This is a genomic window from Adhaeribacter aerolatus (assembly GCF_007991635.1).
In the GTDB taxonomy this organism is placed as follows: Bacteria; Bacteroidota; Bacteroidia; order Cytophagales; family Hymenobacteraceae; genus Adhaeribacter; species Adhaeribacter aerolatus.
The window spans coordinates 159,596-180,273 of the sequence record NZ_BJYS01000001.1; the positions used below are offsets into that span (position 1 = coordinate 159,596).

At 45.5% G+C, this 20,678-nt stretch carries 13 protein-coding genes; 3 read left to right on the plus strand and 10 right to left on the minus strand.

What is annotated here, in order from left to right:
- Positions 1-108: 108 nt before the first annotated feature.
- From AAE02nite_RS00760 to AAE02nite_RS00775, 4 genes are all read right to left on the minus strand, one after another.
- Positions 109-405, minus strand: coding sequence for a rhodanese-like domain-containing protein (locus AAE02nite_RS00760; RefSeq protein ID WP_146894523.1), 297 nt, complete (start codon positions 403-405; stop codon positions 109-111).
- A 16-nt stretch (positions 406-421) separates the two neighbouring features.
- Positions 422-2,272 carry a T9SS type A sorting domain-containing protein gene (locus AAE02nite_RS00765; protein ID WP_170252494.1) on the minus strand — a complete coding sequence of 617 codons (1,851 nt, stop codon included), beginning with the start codon at positions 2,270-2,272 and terminating at the stop codon, positions 422-424.
- A gap of 156 nt (positions 2,273-2,428) precedes the next feature.
- Entirely contained in the window at positions 2,429-3,211 is a 783-nt protein-coding gene (locus AAE02nite_RS00770) for a PASTA domain-containing protein (RefSeq protein ID WP_246150706.1), read from the minus strand.
- 233 nt (positions 3,212-3,444) lie between these two features.
- The gene (locus tag AAE02nite_RS00775) at positions 3,445-5,916 is read right to left on the minus strand and encodes a D-alanine--D-alanine ligase (protein ID WP_146894525.1); all 2,472 of its coding nucleotides are present in this window, start codon (positions 5,914-5,916) and stop codon (positions 3,445-3,447) included.
- A gap of 319 nt (positions 5,917-6,235) precedes the next feature.
- Here AAE02nite_RS00775 and AAE02nite_RS00780 point away from each other — a divergent pair, with 319 nt between their 5' ends.
- Complete coding sequence (locus AAE02nite_RS00780) at positions 6,236-7,429, plus strand: phosphoglycerate kinase (protein ID WP_146894526.1); 1,194 nt, start codon at positions 6,236-6,238, stop codon at positions 7,427-7,429.
- An 80-nt stretch (positions 7,430-7,509) separates the two neighbouring features.
- On the opposite strand, the gene AAE02nite_RS00785 is transcribed toward AAE02nite_RS00780, so the two are convergent.
- The 4 genes from AAE02nite_RS00785 to AAE02nite_RS00800 form a co-directional block, all read right to left on the minus strand.
- On the minus strand, positions 7,510-9,420 hold the full coding sequence (locus AAE02nite_RS00785; RefSeq protein WP_146894527.1) for a RecQ family ATP-dependent DNA helicase: 1,911 nt from the start codon (positions 9,418-9,420) through the stop codon (positions 7,510-7,512).
- A gap of 233 nt (positions 9,421-9,653) precedes the next feature.
- Complete coding sequence (locus AAE02nite_RS00790) at positions 9,654-10,439, minus strand: hypothetical protein (protein WP_146894528.1); 786 nt, start codon at positions 10,437-10,439, stop codon at positions 9,654-9,656.
- 640 nt (positions 10,440-11,079) lie between these two features.
- The gene (locus tag AAE02nite_RS00795) at positions 11,080-11,733 is read right to left on the minus strand and encodes an ABC transporter ATP-binding protein (protein WP_146894529.1); all 654 of its coding nucleotides are present in this window, start codon (positions 11,731-11,733) and stop codon (positions 11,080-11,082) included.
- A gap of 465 nt (positions 11,734-12,198) precedes the next feature.
- Positions 12,199-13,170, minus strand: a complete 972-nt coding sequence (locus AAE02nite_RS00800; protein WP_146894530.1) for a glycosyltransferase — start codon at positions 13,168-13,170, stop codon at positions 12,199-12,201.
- 395 nt (positions 13,171-13,565) lie between these two features.
- On the opposite strand from AAE02nite_RS00800, the gene AAE02nite_RS00805 reads away from it, so the two are divergent.
- On the plus strand, positions 13,566-16,025 hold the full coding sequence (locus AAE02nite_RS00805; RefSeq protein ID WP_146894531.1) for a glycoside hydrolase family 31 protein: 2,460 nt from the start codon (positions 13,566-13,568) through the stop codon (positions 16,023-16,025).
- 53 nt (positions 16,026-16,078) lie between these two features.
- On the opposite strand, the gene fbaA is transcribed toward AAE02nite_RS00805, so the two are convergent.
- Both fbaA and AAE02nite_RS00815 read right to left on the minus strand, forming a co-directional pair.
- Positions 16,079-17,158, minus strand: a complete 1,080-nt coding sequence (fbaA, locus tag AAE02nite_RS00810) for a class II fructose-bisphosphate aldolase (protein ID WP_146894532.1) — start codon at positions 17,156-17,158, stop codon at positions 16,079-16,081.
- 149 nt (positions 17,159-17,307) lie between these two features.
- Positions 17,308-18,696, minus strand: a complete 1,389-nt coding sequence (locus AAE02nite_RS00815) for a lysophospholipid acyltransferase family protein (protein WP_146894533.1) — start codon at positions 18,694-18,696, stop codon at positions 17,308-17,310.
- A 482-nt stretch (positions 18,697-19,178) separates the two neighbouring features.
- On the opposite strand from AAE02nite_RS00815, the gene AAE02nite_RS00820 reads away from it, so the two are divergent.
- The gene (locus tag AAE02nite_RS00820) at positions 19,179-20,552 is read left to right on the plus strand and encodes an ammonium transporter (protein WP_146894534.1); all 1,374 of its coding nucleotides are present in this window, start codon (positions 19,179-19,181) and stop codon (positions 20,550-20,552) included.
- Positions 20,553-20,678 lie beyond the last annotated feature (126 nt).

The window sequence follows — 20,678 nt, forward strand, 5'->3', positions numbered from 1 at the left end:
AAACCTCACCCTGCCCTTTCCGCCAGGAGAGGGCTAGGTGAGGTTTTTACATCTCTTCTACTGCACAACACAAGTACAGACGCGGAATGCTGGTTTCAAACCATGCTCTTAAGCATTATACGCCAGGATACCACCCGTCAAATTCCGGACATTCTTAAAGCCTTGCTGCTCCAGAAAGGCCTTGGCCGAGGCAGACCGGGCGCCGGATCGGCAATGCACAACTACTTCCTGGTCTTTGTAATCTTCTAAATCGTCTAGGCGGGTGGGTAAGGCTCCTAACGGAATATTCAGGGCGCCAATATTCTGCTCGGCGTATTCGTACGGCTCCCGCACATCTATTACGATTAAATCTGGTTCCTGCGCCAGGCGCTCTTTCAGCTCGGCGGGCGTTATGTCGTTTGCCATAATAGTAAAAGAATAATTATCGGGTTAATATTATTTTTTTGGTGCGGGTAATATTCTTCTGGGTAAACTGCAACAAGTACATGCCTTTGGCCAGGTTACCTAAGTTTAGCTGATTACCGGCTTCTGCTTTGGTTTTACAGAAAATAACTTTGCCGGCCAGATCGGTCAGGCAAACCTGCTGGTAAAGGCCTTCTATGTTAATTAAACCCGCGCTGGGGTTCGGGAATACTTTTAAAGCGGTCTCCGGGGCCGGCGGATTGGCAGGGTCTTCGGGGTCATCCGGACTGGATAAAACATTGCCCATAACCGGGCGCATGAGCAAAGCTCCGCGTTCGTCTTCGAAAGTAAGCCAGCCCCCGCCATTGTTGTAGTTTATCCGGCCGGGTGCTTCTTCGTTTAAATCAAAACCAAAGTTCACAAATTCGGCTACCGCCGAAGTTAAGCTATAGCCAATGTAAAACTGGTTCGTTACGGCTACCGGCGTAGCAAAAGCAATTTCATAAAAACGGTTTAAAGAATCGATGGGCGGAATGGTAAATGATTTCTGCGCTGCCGCGGCACCGGCCGGCTTCCCGTTTTCATCGTTCCACACCCGGAAATTTATAACGCCACCGGGTACGTTGGTTTTGGTCAGGTATACCCGAATAGCCACTACCCGGTCGGGCATGTTTACATCAAAACGGTAAGCCAACTGGCGGGTTCCAAAATTATTCAGCGAGAAGTTGGTTTCGGCGGTACCATCGTCGTAAGCAAAATAATCGCTTAAAACGGTTATCCGGGAAACGGTATCATTCTGCCGGAGGCGGGCATCTGACTCGCGGGTACTCAGGAACAATGAATGCTTAATTTCGAGGGCATTGCCGGTAGTGCCAATGGCAGTTGGGTTGGGTTTGCCGTTTATTAAATATTGCCGCACCACCGGTTCTATGGCGGCATTGCCCCGCAAGAAGGTGTCGGCAGGCGCTGCCGGGCTAATGGGTTTTACGTACCCCCGCCAGGCAATTGGCGCAAAAAGATTATTAAAGTTATTAATGCGGGTAAAAGCAGAATCGTTTGTTTCGGCTACTTGCTGCGCAAAAAAATGCGAGGCCGGCATGGCCGTATACCTTTTCAGTAACGAATTTAGGTTCTGGCTAATAGCTACATCGCGCAGATCCGGTGCCGCCGGGTCGCGTTTTTTATCTAAGTAAATATAATCCAGGTTCCAGGTATCGCCGGTGCCGCGCTGCAGCCCCGATTGCCGGAACCGAAACTGGAAGCCCGCGTGGAAATAAGCGGCATTGTTGACAGGTAATATTACCCGGTTAAATTCAGTTTTCTGGTTAGCTCCCAATTGCTGCCATACCCGCTGCCAGTTACCGCTATGGTCTTTAAACTCTAACTCCAAAAAAGAAGGCTGACTGGTCGAATTAATTTCCGGCGAACCGCCCAGGCCGCCGGCCTGCCAGTAAAAACTGAGGTAAACCGCTTCCGTAGCAGGATTAAGGCCATTTAACCGAATTGGTTTGGAAGTAAGGGTATCGCTGTAGCCATAAGTAGCCGTGGCGCTGTAAGGCCGTCCGGCCGCATTTACGCCTTCGAAAGTAGCTACATTAACAGAGGGCGGATTTACCCCAAACTGGTTGTTGATGTAAACGCCGCCCCCGCTTTGCCAGTAATTTGCACTCGGGGCCCCGGTGTAGCCGGCAAAATCATCAAAAAAAGGCAAGGCCAGGGTATCGCCGGTGGCTTGGGTACGGGCATTACGGGTAACCGAAGCTTTAACCGATTGCAGGATCGGGTAAGATGCTAAAGGCGTAATTACCTGCCCCCAACTATTTAAAACAAAACCCAGCGAGCAGAAGAGCCCTATTAAGAACTTTGGCATCTTACGGATGATAGAATTTGGCAATAAGCAAAAAATATTCAGACTAATATTTTTACGGATAAAATGCTTTAATATTGCTGCCATTCTCCAATTAAAGCTATTTACGCCTTTAGCCGGCATACTACTGCGGGTTCTTTTTTCTTTTGTAAAACAGAATTATTCAATTGCCGGGGCCGGATTAGAACCTGCTACCCAAATATCTACCAATTCGCCTACCCGTATTTTGGCGCCCGGCGCTGCGATAGGCCGTTGGCGCACAACGGTGCCTTCGGGCTCACCGTTCGGGGCTGTTATATATTGTACGGCTCCCATCTGCAAACCGGCTCCCACCAGTAAAGTAGTGGCTTCATCGGCGGGCATACCTACTACATTTGGCACCTGGAACTCCGCATTGCCTAAGCCATCGCCCACTACCAAGTCCACCGCCGAACCTTTCGGAATGGGAGCACCGGCTGCTATTTCTTTACCCTTTACCAGTTGTTTTAAAACAGCGTTTTGTGCCAAATCCGGCACGTATTCTATTTTACCCACCTGCAAATCCGAAGTTTTCAAAATCATCTGGGCATTTTTTAAAGAAAGTTCAACCAGCTTAGGCATTTTAATCATGGGAGCGGTTTTCATGTTATAGGTAACGTAAATCTTACGATCTACTTTTACCTTGGCGCCCGGCTGCGGATCTTGCTTGGTTACGGTAAACGGCTCTTTTTCGGAACTATAACTGGAGTCGCTCACATAAAATTGCAACGAATGCTCTTCCAGGAAGTCCTCAATTTCGTTCAGCTTCATGCCTTCTACTTTGGGAACGGTTATGGTTTCGCCGTGGTTGGTAGTAGCCGGCAAGTACACAAAAAAGAAGAAAAACAACATTAAAGCTATAATAATAATAATTACGGCTATGTGCTTAATTACGTCGCCCAAAGTATTTGCTTTAAAAAACACTGTTTTTAAATAATTTTAATTTTAGAATAAACCTCAACAGAATAAGACCGGCAAAATACAATGGTAATCACGCGGGTCGGCATTCCGGGAACAAAAGTAATAATATCTCAGCGCTTTACCCGCTATTTTAACTTTCTTCCCAAAACTGTTTTCCCGCTCCTGTTTATAACCCGCATCACCGGCCCTGTAAAGCCCCATATTCTTAAGTTTAAGCTAATGGTAATATTACCGGGCTAAAATTCGGTATGCCGATGGCCATGTACTTTCTTTTGCCGCCGTTCCAGGGCAAACTGCAGCATGCGGTCGATAAAACGGTCAGGTGTAAGGCCATGCAGGGCTGCTGCCTGCAAGATTTCGGACATGGCAGTAAGAACCGGAAATAAATTAACTCGCTGAATAATGGTCTCTACTTCCTGGCTTTCTTTTATCCGGACTAAAACCTGCAGTTGGGCGTAGCTTTGAGTATTCAAAACCTGAGCGGCTTTCTTTAAGTCAGATTCTACTTTTTTTAAGATGAACTTGTTTACGTTCTGGTCCTGGTTATAAAGCGGTAAAAAACAAACACCTGGTCTACCCTCTATTGCCTTTTCTTGGTTGCTAACCGCTGTTAGGTCCGAAACGGTTGAGGTCTGGAATATTTCGTAATCCAGGCGACCATCGGGTAAATATTGGGTTAGCAAATTGCCGGTTATTTCCAGCCAATGTTCAGCCGATCCCGTTTGAGCAACCACCCTATCAGCAGGTTTGGCTAAGCTCCGTTCCGTTGCAGCAAATTCTTGTTGCTGCCCTACGTCCTGCTGCCGGGCCATATTTTTGGCTAAATGCAGGCCCGATAAGTCAGAACCGGAATAAGCCACCTTTATTTTTTCCAACTCTGCCTGCAATTCTCCGGTTGCTGCTTCCTGCTCGGGTAAAGCAATGAATACCGCATCTACCAAGTTAGGCAAATGCTCGAAAAAAATAAATTGTGGTTCGCGTAGCAAAGGTCCGGCAAAGGTGGCGGTCAGGTGGCTGGCCGCGGTTCTTACTTCTTCCAGCAAATCATCTGGTTGGCCTTCCGGAGCGTGGAGTATTTTATCCCGTATAGCCTCGGCCTTGGGCGGACACAACAAATTTAGCGGCAGAATATAATACCGAAACTGTTCGGCTGGGCCTAACCGGAAAATGGGAACGGGCTGGTATTTCTCTGAAGCCGCCAGCAACTGGTAAATATATCCGCCACTCGCTATAAATTCGTCGGCATCTTCGGATTCGCCGCCCATCAGAATGCCCACCTTTATTTTGTGCTGACGTTGTTGGTGGCTTTCCTGAATAGCAGCATCCAATTGGTTTAACCTTATTTGCGCTGAAGATGGATCCGGCAATGTTTTCAGATTAATTGCTACAGCCTGCCGGATAATAAAAGTTAAAAATTGGGTAGGATTCAGGCCAATAACTGCGGCTTGCCGGAATACCGGGGCAGTTGACAGCATTTTGGGTGTAGGCTGTACCGCATCCAGGTAAATATTGCCGGCATCATCTATAAAACCGGTCAGGCCAACATACCCCTTAAAATCCAGCGACTGGCACATGCGCTGACATTCCTGCCGGATTCCCGTTATTTGCGCCAAATTCAATTGCGCTTTATTCGATTGTTCTTCAGGATTAAATACCAGCGGCTTTTCCAACTCTTCTGCATTCCTCAAACTTATTTCCGGCACTAAAGCCAGCGGCTCACCATCCGCCTCTCGCATTACCAGACAAGAAAAATTTACTCCTGCCGAAGCGGCTTCCACCACAGCCAAAACCTCTTCCCTACCGGTTGTATATAAAGTTAATCGCTGCAGGTCTGTTTCAGTAAATAACCGATTAAGTACCTTGTGCAACTGCTCCGGATGATGCAGGACAGTACCATTTCGGGTACGCACCGGCCAGCCAATGCCCGTTTGGATATGTGTAATTTGGGAAATCTGGATTAATTGTTCGGTTAGGTCTAGTTCCTGCCATTTTTGCCTGTAAACCGTATGCTGGCCAAGGCTCCGTTCCAAACTTTCCGAGAACAGATCAAAATTATTATCGCTAATTACGGTATTCCCAAAAGTTCCGGGTTGACTTGTAGACCTGATTACGAAAGGCAAACCTAATTCCTGCTGTAATTGCGCAAAAAGCGCTTTCCGCTGATCTCCTGCTTCCCAGTCTTTGTTCGATACTACCCGATACGGAAATACCGGGAAGCCCAGCTGGGTTAACGCTTGTTTCAGGCGCAACCGATTTGTACTAATAGCTGCGGTTAATGCGCCCGGACCGGAATTTGGGATATTGTTTTCGGCCAGCACACTTTGTAAGCTATCTAAGCCGGCGGCATTATCGGGCAAAACCAGGAAAGCAAAATCAAAATATCTTTTAAAATCGGCCGGATATATTTGTTGGCCTACCCGGCTAATAATTTCGGTTTGGTGTGCCGAAGATAAATTACCAAGCGACTCGATATAAACCGGCATCTGGTGCACCGATGCCGGCAATACCTCCGTAGGCGGATAGAAAGTACGGATGCCGGCTTTGTACAGATGTGGCCAATCCAACAGAATAAAATTACCGAGGCTGTCTACAAAAATGGGTACGGCCTCGAAAATAGATTTATCCAGGTTGTCGTAAACGGTTCTGCCGCCGGCGTAAGCGCTTTCCCGCTCATTACCAGTTCCGCCGAAAATAATTCCTACTTTCATCCGTGTATATTTATTTCTTTTTTCCATGTAATAGGCCCAGTTGGTACTTACCGGCTTATACTTACGCAGTTCCGGCTATACCGGAGAATAAGGAAAAATTCGGGTGCCTGCTAGTTTAATATTCTGATTTTAATTTTAAGTAAAAAGTAAATCTCCAGCCTTTAAGCTAAAAACAGAACTTTGTAAAACAAGGCGTAATCAGTTACGCCGGATTCTGCTCTAAAATGCTTAATCTAAAGCTTCTTTTCTTAAAATATTATACATTTGCCCTGCTTCCCGTAAAAGCTAATTCCACCTGTTCAAAAATAACGAAAATACTATGAAGACAGTCGACCAGTACAATTTTGCCGGTAAACGCGCCCTCGTTCGGGTAGATTTTAACGTACCCTTAAACGAACAATACGAAATTACCGACGATACCCGCATCCGGGCTGCCGTACCTACCATTCAGAAAATATTAAAAGATGGCGGCGCGGTTATTCTGATGTCGCACCTAGGCCGCCCCAAAAATGGCCCTACCGAAAAATATTCTTTGCGGCACCTGGTTCCGCACCTGGCCAACACCTTTAATACCGAAGTTAAATTTGCCCCGGATTGCATTGGACCGGAGGCTTACGAATTAGCGCAAAGCCTGAAACCCGGCCAGATTTTATTATTAGAAAACCTGCGTTTTTACCCCGAAGAAGAAAAAGGCGATGCGGCTTTTGCCGAAAAACTGAGCAAATTGGGTGATGTGTATGTGAACGATGCTTTTGGTACCGCTCACCGGGCCCACGCCTCTACCGCCGTTATTGCCCAGTTTTTCCCGAATGATAAAATGACTGGTTATGTAATGCAGGCCGAGCTGGAAAATGCCCGGCGGGTACTGGATAACGTAGAGCGGCCTTACACCGCCATTATGGGCGGGGCCAAAATATCTGACAAAATACAGATTATAGAGCGCCTGCTGGATAAAGTAGATAACCTGATTATTGGCGGCGGCATGGCTTACACCTTCTCCAAAGCCGAAGGCGGTGAAATTGGTAATTCTTTACTCGAAGCCGATAAAACCGATCTGGCTTTAAGCTTAATAGCCAAGGCCAGAGAAAAAGGCGTAAACCTGTATCTGCCCGAAGATTCAATTATTGCCAACGCCTTCAGCAACGATGCCGATATTGATATAAAACACAACCACCATATACCGGCTACCTGGATGGGCCTGGATATAGGACCGGAAGCCCGTGAACAATTTGCCGAGGTAATCCGCAACTCCCGCACCATTCTCTGGAACGGCCCGATGGGTGTTTTTGAAATGTCGAACTTCTCGATGGGTACCCAAACCGTAGCGGAAGCCGTAGTGGAAGCGACCCGTAACGGCGCTTTCTCGTTAATTGGCGGCGGCGACTCAGCGGCAGCGGTTAACCAGTTTGGTTACGGCAACGATGTTTCTTACGTTTCGACGGGTGGTGGCGCCCTGCTGGAATATATGGAAGGCAGAACCTTACCGGGCGTAGCCGCTTTAGAAACGGTTTAAAAGTATATTATGAAACTACCTAAAAATACCCGGCCAGTGAAGCCGGGTATTTTTGTTTACGGTGCTCTGGTTTTGCCGCTTTACTTAACCCACTTTAATTTACCGTCGGCTTCGTACTGCACCTGCCCTACTTCCAGCAACTGACTAATTACGTCCGAAATATAGGCTATATCTTTGGTATCCAACTGGTTTGCCAATTCCTTCGGGTGCAGGTTGGTTTCGTTCAAGAATTGCTGAATCTGGCTGCGCAGCTGATCCCGGATAGCCTGCGCCCGTTTACGTTTCCGCTGCTGCAAACAATAATCACAAATGCGGCAAGCCTTATCTGAAATTTCCCCGAAATATTCCAGCAATAATTGGGTCCGGCATTTTTTTTGGGTTTGCGCGTACCGGATTACGGCCTCCATTTTTTGTTGCGCATTTTGCCGCAAAGCATTGTACCTTCTAACGTTTATCGGTAAATCAGCCGCGTCGTAGCGCTGGGTGGTAAAAACTACCTGGGGCTGATCGTGTTGCGGTTCGTAAATCAGAATACCCCGCTGGTGCAGATACAGCAGGCTTTTCTTTACTGTCTGCGCAGGGGTTTTCAGCTTCTCAGCCAGGGATTTTTCCGATATTTTTACAAACGAAGTATACACGTTGCCCCCGTAAATCCGCAGAAGCATTTTCAACAGAGGGTCGTGTTCGGGGTTGGCTACCTGAAATTTATACAACTCCTCGTGCTCGGTAGTAATTAATATTTTAGATGGCGAAAAATACGCTTCATTTAGTTGCAAAAAACCTTCGGTCTGGAGTTTCTGGAGCGCATAATAGGTTTCCAGAGCTTTTAACTTATACGTTCGGGTAAAATCTTCGAGGTTAAAATCAAAAGACTGCAAAGCACCACTGCCTACCGCTAATTGGTAATAATTAGCCAGACACTGGTATATTTTGCGCAGCGTTTCTGCGGGCGGGTGCGCTTCTGTTACTTTGGTGCGCAGGGTATCGGCATCGGTTGGGCCCAGCAAAAGGGTAGCGTAGGCGTATTTTTCATCACGACCGGCACGGCCGGCTTCCTGGTAATAAGCCTCCAGGGTTTCGGGCATATCCAGGTGCACCACCAGCCGCACATCCGGTTTATCAATGCCCATCCCGAAGGCGTTGGTGGCTACCATTACGGGCGTTTTGTCCTGCAGCCATTCGGTTTGCACCCGGTGCCGCTCCTGGTGCGAGAGGCCGGCGTGGTAGGCCGCCGCTGCAATCCGGTAATGCCGCAGTTGCCGGGCTACTTCTTCGGTCAGGCGGCGGGTGCCCACGTACACAATGGCCGCCCCCGGCACACCTTGCAGAATAGCACGCAAGCGGCCTATTTTATCTTCGGTTTCGAGGCAGGAGTATGACAAATTAGCCCGGGCAAAGCTTTTCTGAAATACTTTCCCGTTCCGGAACTGTAGCTTCACCTGAATATCGGCTTTAACTTCGGCAGTGGCAGTGGCCGTTAGGGCAATAATGGGTACGTTGGGTAATAATTCCCGTAATTCGGCAATTTGCAGGTAAGGCGGCCGGAACTCGTAACCCCATTGCGAAATACAATGCGCTTCGTCTACGGCAATCAGGTTCACGTTCATGCGGGTAACCCGCTCCCGGAAAATATCAGTAAGTAAGCGCTCCGGCGACAAATACAAAAACTTGACGTTGCCATATACACAATTATCCAGGGCAATATCAATTTCGCGCTTGTGCAAACCCGAATGAACGGCCACGGCCGGTATTTCGCGCCGTTGCAACTGGGCTACCTGATCTTTCATGAGGGCTACCAGCGGTGAAATTACCAAACATAGCCCATCTTTGGCCAATGCAGGCACCTGGAAACAGATAGATTTACCGCCACCGGTAGGCAACAAGGCCAGTGTATCGTGCCCTGCCAGTACCGATTGCACAATATCTTCCTGCAAAGGCCGGAATGCCTCGTAACCCCAATATTTCTTTAAAAGCTGCTTAATCTCCGACACCAATACACCTGTTAAACGAAGGCGAAGTTAAGCGAAAGAGAGCTAAAGTCTGCGGCGGGTCAAATTAAAAATCAGGCAGAAAATCGGGTTAGTAAATATTTTAAACAGCAGGCAGTTCTTTCCAGAACAAATATTCTATGCATCAATAGCTTTGTTTACCGGCCCGTAAAAACAAAACCCCGGCCGTTAAGGGGCCGGGGTTTGCAGGAGACACTAATAGGTTTGATATATTTTTAAGCAGCGGCTGATTGCTCTTCGCGCTCTTCAATTACTTTTTTCAGCTTCGCAATGGCTTGCACAGCCCGCTCTTCGTCGAGTTTATTTATGTTCAGGAGCATTTTGGTTTTCTCCTGACGGGTAATTACCGGGTTATTTAACAACCGTATAATTTCCTCTTTTTGTTTAGCCGAAGCATATTTTACACCGTTAGAAACCTGCGCTTCGGCAGCTACTGGTTGTGCGGGTTCCTCCGGCACAGCTTTAATAGCTGGCTTGGCTACCGCTACTGCCGGCTGCTCTACTTTGGCTTCGGGTGCATTGCCGTTATAATCCATTTCCTCGGCCGGCGTAGGCTCATAACCCGCTGCCCGGATAATCCAGGCTAAAATATTGCGGTAAGCTTTACCAATAGCCCTGGTTTGCGCCATTGAGGCAATAGCAAACTCCTGGTAAAATTTCTTGCCTTGTTCCTTATTCGAGCAGATAGCAAAGCCGGCGCCTACTACTTGCTCGGTACGCAGGTTCAATAGGTTAACCTTGGCCTGGTACTTCAACTCGGTATCGGTGCTCACGTTAATTACGTGCTCTACTACCGGCAGAATACCCAAACGAGAACCAGCATACTGCCAGCCTTCTACGTTTACATACTCTTTGCCCTGAATATTCTGATACAGTTTGTTCTCTTTAATGAACTTAGCCAGATCTATCGCCAGGTGCATGGTCTCGTCAGACTTCGCAATGTCGTAGCTCTCGATCTTGTTCTTCTTAACCAATTTGTTATCCATATTTTCCTGATTCATCTCTTTTTTTCTTATATAATATTTAAACGTAATATACTAAATATAAGTGCAAAATAAGAGTACTTTTTTTATAAAATAATTACATTGATTATCAAATACTTATCAATTAAATTCTGTTCTTAAAGAATTATTTTTCTAAGTTTATTGTACCTGTTTTAAATTGCTAAAATATTTAGTTTTAACTTGTTTCTTATAGATTTATACGAAACAAAACAAAATAAGAAAACAGCTTAAGAATAAAAGATGAGAAATCGGTGATAGAATATAATGGCAACTAATTCAGGACCTTTTTAGGACTTCAGGCATTTTACATCTTTGCCACCATTATTGGTGCTTTCACTAAAAATTATATGGCTTTAATAAGGCTACTTGCCGGTTAAAACATACGGTAGGGGCGCAATTAATCCGGTTTTCAAAATCTTGATTAGGTTCTTATATATTACACCATCTTAGGCGATGAAAGTATTAGGTTGGAACTACAGAAAAGAATGTATAAAGCTTTTAATCAGCAAAAAGCCCACCAAAGCATGCACCACCCGGCGGCTGTTCAGAAAACGTTATTGTAAATAATTATTCAGCAAATGTAAAATTTGGAGACAGGAACTTCAATTATATTTTTTACAAGTAAATATTACAGCTTTTAGCTCAGAATAAAACCGTCTTTCATTACCAGCTTGCGGTCGGCCATATTGGCAAGTTGCTCGTTGTGCGTAATAATTACAAAAGTTTGGTTCAGTTCGGCCCGGAGCCGGAAAAATATTTCGTGCAGTTCCTGGGCATTGGCCGAGTCGAGGTTACCGCTGGGCTCGTCGGCAAAAATTATTTCGGGAGAGTTAATCAGGGCGCGGGCTACTGCGGTACGCTGCTGCTCACCACCCGACATTTCGGAAGGCTTATGGTCGAGGCGATGTCCCAAATTAAGCATTTTCAGCAGGTTAGCAGCCCGGTGTTTTACTTCGTCTTCGGGCGTATTGGCCAAAAAGCCGGGTAAGCAAACGTTTTCGTGGGCGGTAAATTCGGGCAATAAATTATGAAACTGAAAAATAAAGCCGATGTGCTGGTTCCGGAAACGGGCCAGTTGGTTGCTGTTAAAATTATTTACCAGTTGGCCACTAAATCGAACCTCGCCCTGATCGGCACTGTCTAAAGTACCCAGAATATGCAGTAGCGTACTTTTACCGGCCCCGGAGGCTCCTACTATAGATACCACTTCTCCTTGCTGAATAGTCAGATCGATGCCTTTTAACACCTGCAGCGCGCCGTAGGACTTGTGTATGTTGGTTGCTTGTAGCAATGTCTTTAATTAATATTCCGGCAAATCTACAAATATTGCCTCTATTTATTTCTATTACCCGGTGGGGCAATCTTAATACGAACCTGCCAAAATAAGTTTAAATATATATTTGCAATAAATTTTTAAGGGCTAACTTTTGCTATACCAAATCCTGAAGGTTTAGGGTGACAAAGCTGCTGCCAATTTCCAAGTGATATCCAAACCTCATAATTTTATTTTTTAATTAAGCTATCTTGAAAGGACCTATTGTATAAAAAAAGTCTTACAGGTAACTACCAGTAGAACTTTTGTTGCCTTTTTACTTTCTAAACAATAAAGCTATCCAAAACGCTACCTGGTACAAGGCACTTGCCTCGGATAATAGCAGGAGTAAAAGTTGGTTTAATAAAGGCTTAAACAGAAAAAGAGCCTCTGAAAGGCTCTTTTTTAATGTTACTGGTTTTAATTATTGGGGGATATAGCGGATTATTTTTGAACTAGATTTGGCTTTTCTAATAACTTTTGAAACACGTTTACCATATTGGAGGCTGTTTCCTGCCAATCCAACGACTCGGCAATTGGCGTAGTGGCAGTTTCGACTGAAGTGGCTGTTGCGGTAGGCGCTGCTGGTTCAGAAGTAACTGTAGGTTCTTCTTCCTCTTCTTCGACTAATTCGGCCGGGAATGGTTCATCCAGGTTATTCAAACTGCGGATTTTAGCAGCCGGAATATCGTAACGTGCCTCAATGGTACTTACTAACCCATCGGATTGGGCAATTATTAAATCTGCTTTTTCCAGCGCTTGTTTCTCTATTTCGTAAGCCCAACCTTTGCTATCGGGGCCGCCGCGTTCTTCGCAAAGCGATGCTACGTGCACTACCAGCAATTTACCGCTCACCAATTTTAGTTCAATACCGGCCAAGTAAGTCATCCAGTCGTAAGCATAAATAACATCGTAATGCTTTTGCGCTGCCAAACGGGTAGCATAACGGGCAAAATGAATAACCTGTGTATTGTAATCTAATTGGCTAAAATCGGTTTGCCCGAAAATATTCAACTCTTCTACGGATTCGGTAGTAATGGTACGGTCCTGACTACCGGCTAATTCGCCCACTGTCTCCGCTTCGCCCGGCTGCTCGTAAGCAGGTGCCTGCAGTTCCTCTTGCCCAGTATAAGTAGGTGCGCCGTAAGGCTTAATTTCTGGCTGCGGAACGGCCTGGTGCCCGAAAACCTGGTATTTGGGTTTAGCCGGAGCCGGCGTATCCTGCAGGTTAATATTGTTTAACCCGGTTAGCTCTACATTGCTTAGAACGTATTGTGAATCGGTTTTTGGCAAAATAAGAGACAAATTTACCTGGCTGGCTAACTCTTTAGCCAATTCATAACAAGCAACACCCGAGTCGCCGGCTACCAAAGGCGGAAATTCCCACCCCAATAGGAGTACATCTAATTGTTTCATATAATTAATTTAAAGAGATTTCGAACCCGGAGATCAACAATATTCATCAGCTCGTATATTGAACAAAAACAATATAAAGGTAAATCAGAAATAAACTGCTATTTTATGGCCCAGCTTTAACAATTTGTCAAAACTAATTTACAAGTATGAATATAAAAAGGTAAATCAAAAAGTTTAGAGCTTTTTGATTATTAATTCGTATAATATTTTGCTTTACAAATTTAGTTATAAAATTCATAAACAAATAAAATTTTTCTAAAAATTTTCCAGATTAATTAAAATATTTATTCCGCTATAGCCGAAAAAATTTATTTAGTCAATCTGCTTGCGTTTTTCTATTATTTTTTCAAACGCTTCCGTAAAGTATGCAGGATCCGATACCAGAATCGAATTACATGATTAATAGCCTAACCAATAGAAGGGAGGAGCTATTCCCGGGCAAAATTATAGAACATAAACAGGAAGAGAATAAATTTTACTTTTCTTCGGCCAACGAAGTAACGTTGCTGGTACAGGTGCTAACCAGCCGGATAATCCGCTTCCGGTACTCGCCGGACGGCTATTTCCCACCGGATTTTTCCTATGCCATCGATCCGGACTTTAAGCCCGAGCCTCCCAAGGTAGAGTTTACCCAAAAACCTGATTCTTTTCAACTGACAACCGAACTGGTGGTGTGCATCATTCAGAAAGAAGGCCTGCAGATTAAAATTTTAGACAAATCGGGGAATGTAATTAACGAAGACGAAAAAGGTTACCACTGGGAGTACGACTTACAGACCGGCAACAACACGGTAAAAATGAGTAAATGGGTGCAAAGCGGCGAGCATTACTACGGCCTCGGCGACAAATCCTGTAATATGAATTTACGGGGGCGGCGCCTGCAGAACTGGGGCAGCGACACCTACGGTTACAGCCGCAACTCCGACCCCTTGTACAAAAGCATTCCTTTCTATTTTGGCCTGCACCAGAAAACCGCTTATGGTATTTTTTTCGATAACACCTTCCGCACGTATTTCGATTTTGCCCACGAACGTTCCAATTTAACCAGTTTCTGGGCCCATGGCGAAGAAATGAATTATTATTTTTTTTATGGGCCCGGCCTGACGGAAGTAGCCGAACAATACGCCCTTTTAACCGGCCGCTCCGCAATGCCACCGCTCTGGGCCCTGGGCTACCAGCAATGCAAATGGAGTTATTACCCCGAAAGTACCTTTAAAGGCATTGCCCGCGAGTTCCGGGAGCGGCAAATTCCCTGCGATGCGCTTTACCTGGACATTGACTACATGGATGGTTTCCGGTGCTTTACCTGGAATAAAGAATATTTTCCGGACCCCAAACGCATGATTAGCGAACTGGCCGCCGATGGTTTTAAAACAGTGGTTATTATAGACCCAGGTATTAAGATTGATAAAAATTACCGGGTGTACCAGGAGGGCTTCCAGAACGGGTATTTTTGCCGGCGCGGCGATGGTCCTTACATGAAAGGGTCGGTTTGGCCCGGCCTTTGCCATTTCCCGGATTATACGCACCCCGTGGTGCGGGAGTGGTGGGCAGACTTATTCGAAGAGCTAATTACCGTAGATGGTGTGCGGGGCGTTTGGAACGACATGAACGAACCCGCCGTATTTGAGCAGGGCACTTTCCCCGACGATGTCCGGTTCGACTACGACGGTAATCCTTGCAGCCACCGGAAAGCGCATAACATATATGGTATGCAAATGGCCCGGGCTACTTACATGGGCGTAAAAAAATTCTGCTATCCCAACCGCCCCCTGGTTATTACCCGATCTGCTTTCTCTGGTACGCAACGCTTCTCCTCTACCTGGACCGGCGACAACGTGGCTTCCTGGGATCATCTCTGGATGGCCAATATTCAGTGCCAGCGCCTCAGCATTTCGGGTATGTCGTTTGTGGGGTCCGATATTGGCGGCTTCATCGAAACACCAACCGGCGAGTTGTATATCCGTTGGTTGCAGCTAGGTATTTTTCACCCGTTCTGCCGCACCCACTCTTCCGGCGACCACGGCGACCAGGAACCCTGGTCTTTCGGGCCGGAATATACTTTGCTGGCTAAAAAATTCATCGAACTCCGTTACCGGTTATTACCCTATATTTATACCACGTTCTGGCAATACGTAACTTTTGGTACGCCCATGCTGCGCCCATTAACGTTTATGGCCCAGGACGATACGGAAACCTACCACCGCATGGCCGAATTTGGGTTAGGCGATAATTTCTTAATCTGCCCGATTACCCAAGCCGAAGTAGACGGACGCTGGCTGTACTTACCCCATGGCACCTGGTATTATTTCTGGGATAACACCATATATATAGGCGGCAAAGAAGTATGGGCCCAGGCCCCCCTCGACCGGATTCCATTTTTTATCCGGGCCGGTTCGGTTGTTCCATTTTACCCCCTCATGCAGTATGTAGGCGAAAAGGAAATTACTGAGCTTACGTTAAACCTGTATTATACAGAAGGCAGCTTTACCAGTACTTTGTATGATGATGGGGGTGATGGTTACGCCTATGAAAAAGGCATTTTTACCGAAAGGAAATTTATAGTAACTGGTACCCAAGTCAGCTTAACCGTCTCCCAGGAAATTAAAGGTGCTTTTGAACCAACCTATACTACTTACAAAATTATACTGCACGGCTTACCCTTTGGCCCGGAAACTATCCGGATAGACGGTGAACCCTTGCTCTTAGACACGGTTGTTGATCCGGAATTAGATTTCGAACCGGAATCACAGAACGAGAAATTTCCGGTAATCTATGTTCGGCGGGACTTCAAAACTTTAAACATACAGGGTATTGCTTCGGATCCGATGCTGCCGGAGCCTGAAATGGCCTAAATAAAAAAGGTGGAGTTTACGCTCCACCTTTTTTACTAAAATCAACTTAATAACTAAGCATTGCGATTGTTGGCATTTAAATCGGTAAAGGCTTCTTTCAAACGCGCAATAAATACTTTTTCGCCTTCGCGCAGCCACACCCGTGGGTCATAATATTTTTTGTTCGGCGAATCTTCGCCTTGGGGGTTCCCAATCTGGCCTTGGAGGTAGTCTTTTTTGTCTTCGTAATAATTTTTAACTCCTTCCCAGAAAGCCCACTGCATGTCGGTATCAATATTCATTTTTACCGCACCGTATTCAATAGCCTCGGTAATTTTGTGTTTTTCAGAACCAGAACCACCGTGGAATACAAAGTTTACCGAATTAGGTTTGGTATCGAATTTCTGCTGAATATATTCCTGTGAGTTTTTCAGGATTTCGGGACGTAATTCTACGTTGCCGGGCTTGTAAACGCCGTGCACATTACCAAAAGCCGCCGCAATGGTAAACCGGTTGCTTACTTTGCTTAATGCCTCGTAAGCGTATGCTACCTCTTCGGGCTGGGTATACAAATGCGCGCTGTCTACATCGGAGTTATCTACACCATCTTCTTCGCCGCCGGTTACACCTAATTCAATTTCTACGGTCATACCCAGTTTATCCATCCGCTCCAGGTAGCGCACGCAGGTTTCTACGTTTTCTTCTAAGGTTTCTTCCGATAAATCCAGCATGTGCGAGCTGAACAAAGGCTTACCGTACTGGGCAAAAAATTTCTCGCCGGCATCCAGCAAACCATCAATCCAGGGCAGTAATTTCTTAGCAGCGTGGTCGGTGTGCAGAATTACGGGTACGCCGTAAGCCTCGGCCATCAGGTGTACGTGCTGCGCACCCGAAACAGCGCCGGCAATGGCTGCCTTTTGCTGGTCGTTGGATAAACCTTTGCCTGCATAAAATTGGGCACCGCCGTGCGAAAATTGAATAATTACCGGCGAATTTACCGCTCTGGCCGTTTCCAGAACGGCATTTACCGAGTTAGTACCTATCACGTTTACCGCCGGCAGGGCAAAATTATTCTCGTTTGCGTAGTTAAATAGTTCTGTTACTTCGTCCCCGAATAATACCCCGGGCCTGAATTTGGTGGTTACTTCACTCATTATTTTATTTATTATTAATAATTATTAAAATTAAAACAAGTAAAACAGGCGTTCTGTTTCCTTTTAAAGTTTCAATACTAGCCGATTTTTACTTAAATTAAAAGAAAAAGGGTAAAATTCATGCGCTTAAATACAAAGAAATGTGATTTTTATTGGAAATGTTCTAAGGAAGAAGTCTCGGAACGCTGGTCGAGGTGTTGCAGGTAAATACCTTTGGCGTCTTCCAGGCTCCGGATGATTTCCTGCCGCTGCTGCCAGATGGTTTCTACTAAAATACTTTGGCGGAAAAAAAATGCCAGAAATTTAAGGTAGCTGCGGGTAAGCCGCAGCCGAAAGCTATACGAAAAAGAGAATAAGCCACTAATGGGCAAAGATATTCCTAGAAATAAAGTAACCCAACTGCTGTTGCTCCAAACGTAAAAAGCCCATATCAATAGCGCATAGAAAATACTAAAAGTAAAAATACCAGCTGTCATCATAATGGGAGCCCGAAATTCTTCCTCCTCGCTAATGAGGTCGGCAATTTTACCCGGAATAAAATAAGGAATGTAATTGGTAAGCAAACCCCACACAAAAACCGGGAAACCGAGCAGCAGGAATAATGCCGTTAAGAGAGTGCCGGGCGGGAAAACTGCTCTATCCGGAGGTATATGCAGGAACTTATCCTGCAAGCCTAGTTTTTTCAGGTTAAGGTAATACAAATGAATTTTTTCGCTAATCTTCCTGACCCGTTCGGGCTCCTGCTGACTAAAATACCGGATGCTGTCGGTAATACCTTTGGTTAGCACAAACCGATCTTGCTGGCGGCGGCTCAAACCCAATTCTTCGGTTAAGTTAGCAGCATAAATGTTTCTGATCCGCTGGGTTAATTCATCTTCGGCCGGCGAATCAAAGGTAACGAGTAAAGCTTCGAGACGGCTGCGCACTTCAGCAGTTAATTGTTGTACCGCTTTAAACGGATCCTGGTTATAAATTTCGGCGTAATCAGCTACCCGTATGGGCTCTCCTACATTAATAAATAAAGTACTTCCAAATCGGGTTGGGTCGGAATAATTAAGGCCAATAGGCAGTAACTGGACGCCTGCCTTAAAGTTTACCTGCGCTTCAGCGCCCAAAGCAATGCGGGCGGTTCCGGTTTTTAGCGGGCGCAGGCGCCGCTCGCTATAACTATTACCTTCCGGAAAAATAAGCAAAGTACCTTGCTGCTGTAAAAATTCGAAACATTGCCGGAAAGTAGTATCGTTGGCAGCAGCAATTGGGGCAGCATTATCTTCGCGGCGGTAAATGGGTATCAGGTTCATTTTCCGGAGCAGCCATTTATTCAAACCATTATTAAAGAGGGTGCTTTTCGCTAAAAAAAATACTTCTGGTTTTACAATAGCTGCAATGGCAATCGGGTCCATGAAAGTGTTAGGGTGATTAGCGACCAGTAGCAAGGGACCTTTTGCCGGTATTAACTTTTTATTACGGACTTCTACCCGCCGGAAGAAAATGCGCAAGGCAACATTAAAAATAACTTTGAGAAACGCGTAAAACATGCCGGAAGAAAGCTTATGCCCGATAAGACCATTTTCTTAAATATAAAACTAATTCGGAACATCAAGGCTTTTTAAGGAGGCAATTACTATTTACAACTTACTTTCCAGGTTAACAGAGAATAATATCCCCCTCAAATACTAAGTTATTTATTTAATCACTTTTACAAAATACAGCATTATATTTATTAGATATACCTCAATTCACAGGATACCTCCTTCACTTTACCCATTTTTTATCATAGTCCATTAAATTTCAAACCATTCTCTACAAACATCTGATTATAATTAGCCAATACCCATTAAAAATTTTAAACTACTTTGCTCAATTTAAAACAATTCTTATAGCACACCTTATTTATAAAGGCTATTTTATTTAATTTTACTAAATTTTATAAAAACAGGTTAATTTTTTAAGCACTTTTCAAGACATCTGCATATATTTGATAAAAATCACATCAATAAATCACATTAAAACAAAAAGTATGAAAGAAAAATTGTCCATCGTTCCTTTTATGGCGTTGCTTCTGGTAAGCATCCTTGGAGTGGTTTTTTCAGGTGTACCCGGCACCATATCCACAGAAGGCATCGACTCAGGCGATGTAGCCTGGATGCTGGCAGCCTCCGCCCTGGTCCTGCTCATGACCCCTGGTTTAGCCTTGTTCTACGGCGGCATGGTCAATGCCAAGAACGTTATCTCTACCATGCTGCAAAGCTTTATCTGCATGGGTATCATCAGCGTACTCTGGATTACCGTGGGCTTTAGCCTGGCTTTCGGTGATTCCATTGGTGGCTTAATCGGCGACCCCCGCACTTACTTTATGTTTAACGGGGTGCTGGAAAGCAAGCCCTGGCCGTTAGCTTCTACGATTCCGTTGGTGCTGTTTGCCTTTTTCCAGCTGAAATTCGCCGTGATAGCTCCGGCCCTGATTACCGGTTCTTTCTCCGAGCGCATCCGGTTTACTTCTTATATTCTGTTTGCCTGTTTGTTCAGCATGTTTATTTACGCCCCTATTGCCCATTGGACCTGGCATCCCGATGGCTTCTTGTTCCAGATGGGCGCCCTGGATTTTGCCGGTGGCACCGTGGTACACATCTCCGCCGGTTGTGCGGCTCTGGCGGCGGCTCTTTACCTGGGCAAAAGAAAGGCTGATGCGGTACACGCCCCGGCCAATATCCCGTACGTTTTGTTAGGTACCGGTTTATTATGGTTTGGCTGGTTTGGTTTTAACGCTGGTTCAGCTGTTGGTGCCGGCACATTAGCCGCTTCTGCTTTTGCTACTACCAACACGGCGGCGGCAGCGGCCGGTCTGGCCTGGATTTTATTTGACGCCTTCAAAGGCAAAAAACCTTCGGCTATGGGCTTTTGTATTGGCGTGGTAGTAGGTCTAGTAGCCATTACCCCTGCGGCTGGTTTCGTCGGTATTTCGGTAAGTATTTTTATTGGCGTGGTAGCAGCATTAATCAGCAACCTGGTAGTAGGCTGGCGTGCCAAATCTACCATCGACGATACGTTGGATGTATTTCCCTGCCACGGCGTAGGTGGGATGGTTGGTATGTTAATGACGGGCATTTTCGCGCATACGGCTATCAACGCTGGCAACACTACCGGCAATGGATTGTTCTACGGCGAAACCAAGTTGTTTTTTATTCACTTAACGGCTTTGGCTATTGTAGTGGCATTCTCTTTGGTTGGCAGCTTTGTCTTATTAAAAATTACGGACTTGGTATCGCCGCTGAGCGTTTCCCGCGAAGAAGAAGAACTTGGCCTGGATATCAGTCAGCACGAAGAACAATTAATATTTGGTACCACCCCCGCTGAAACTCATTCTCTTCCTGAAATTAAAGTTTTAGCTTAGTTTGGGTTGACTGAACTCCCCGGTTTAAAACTTTAACCACTTTACTAAAATCTTCTGAACACTAAATAAAATAAGAGACTCAAAAAATATTAACCAGATATTCTGAACCTAATTTAGGATATAAGC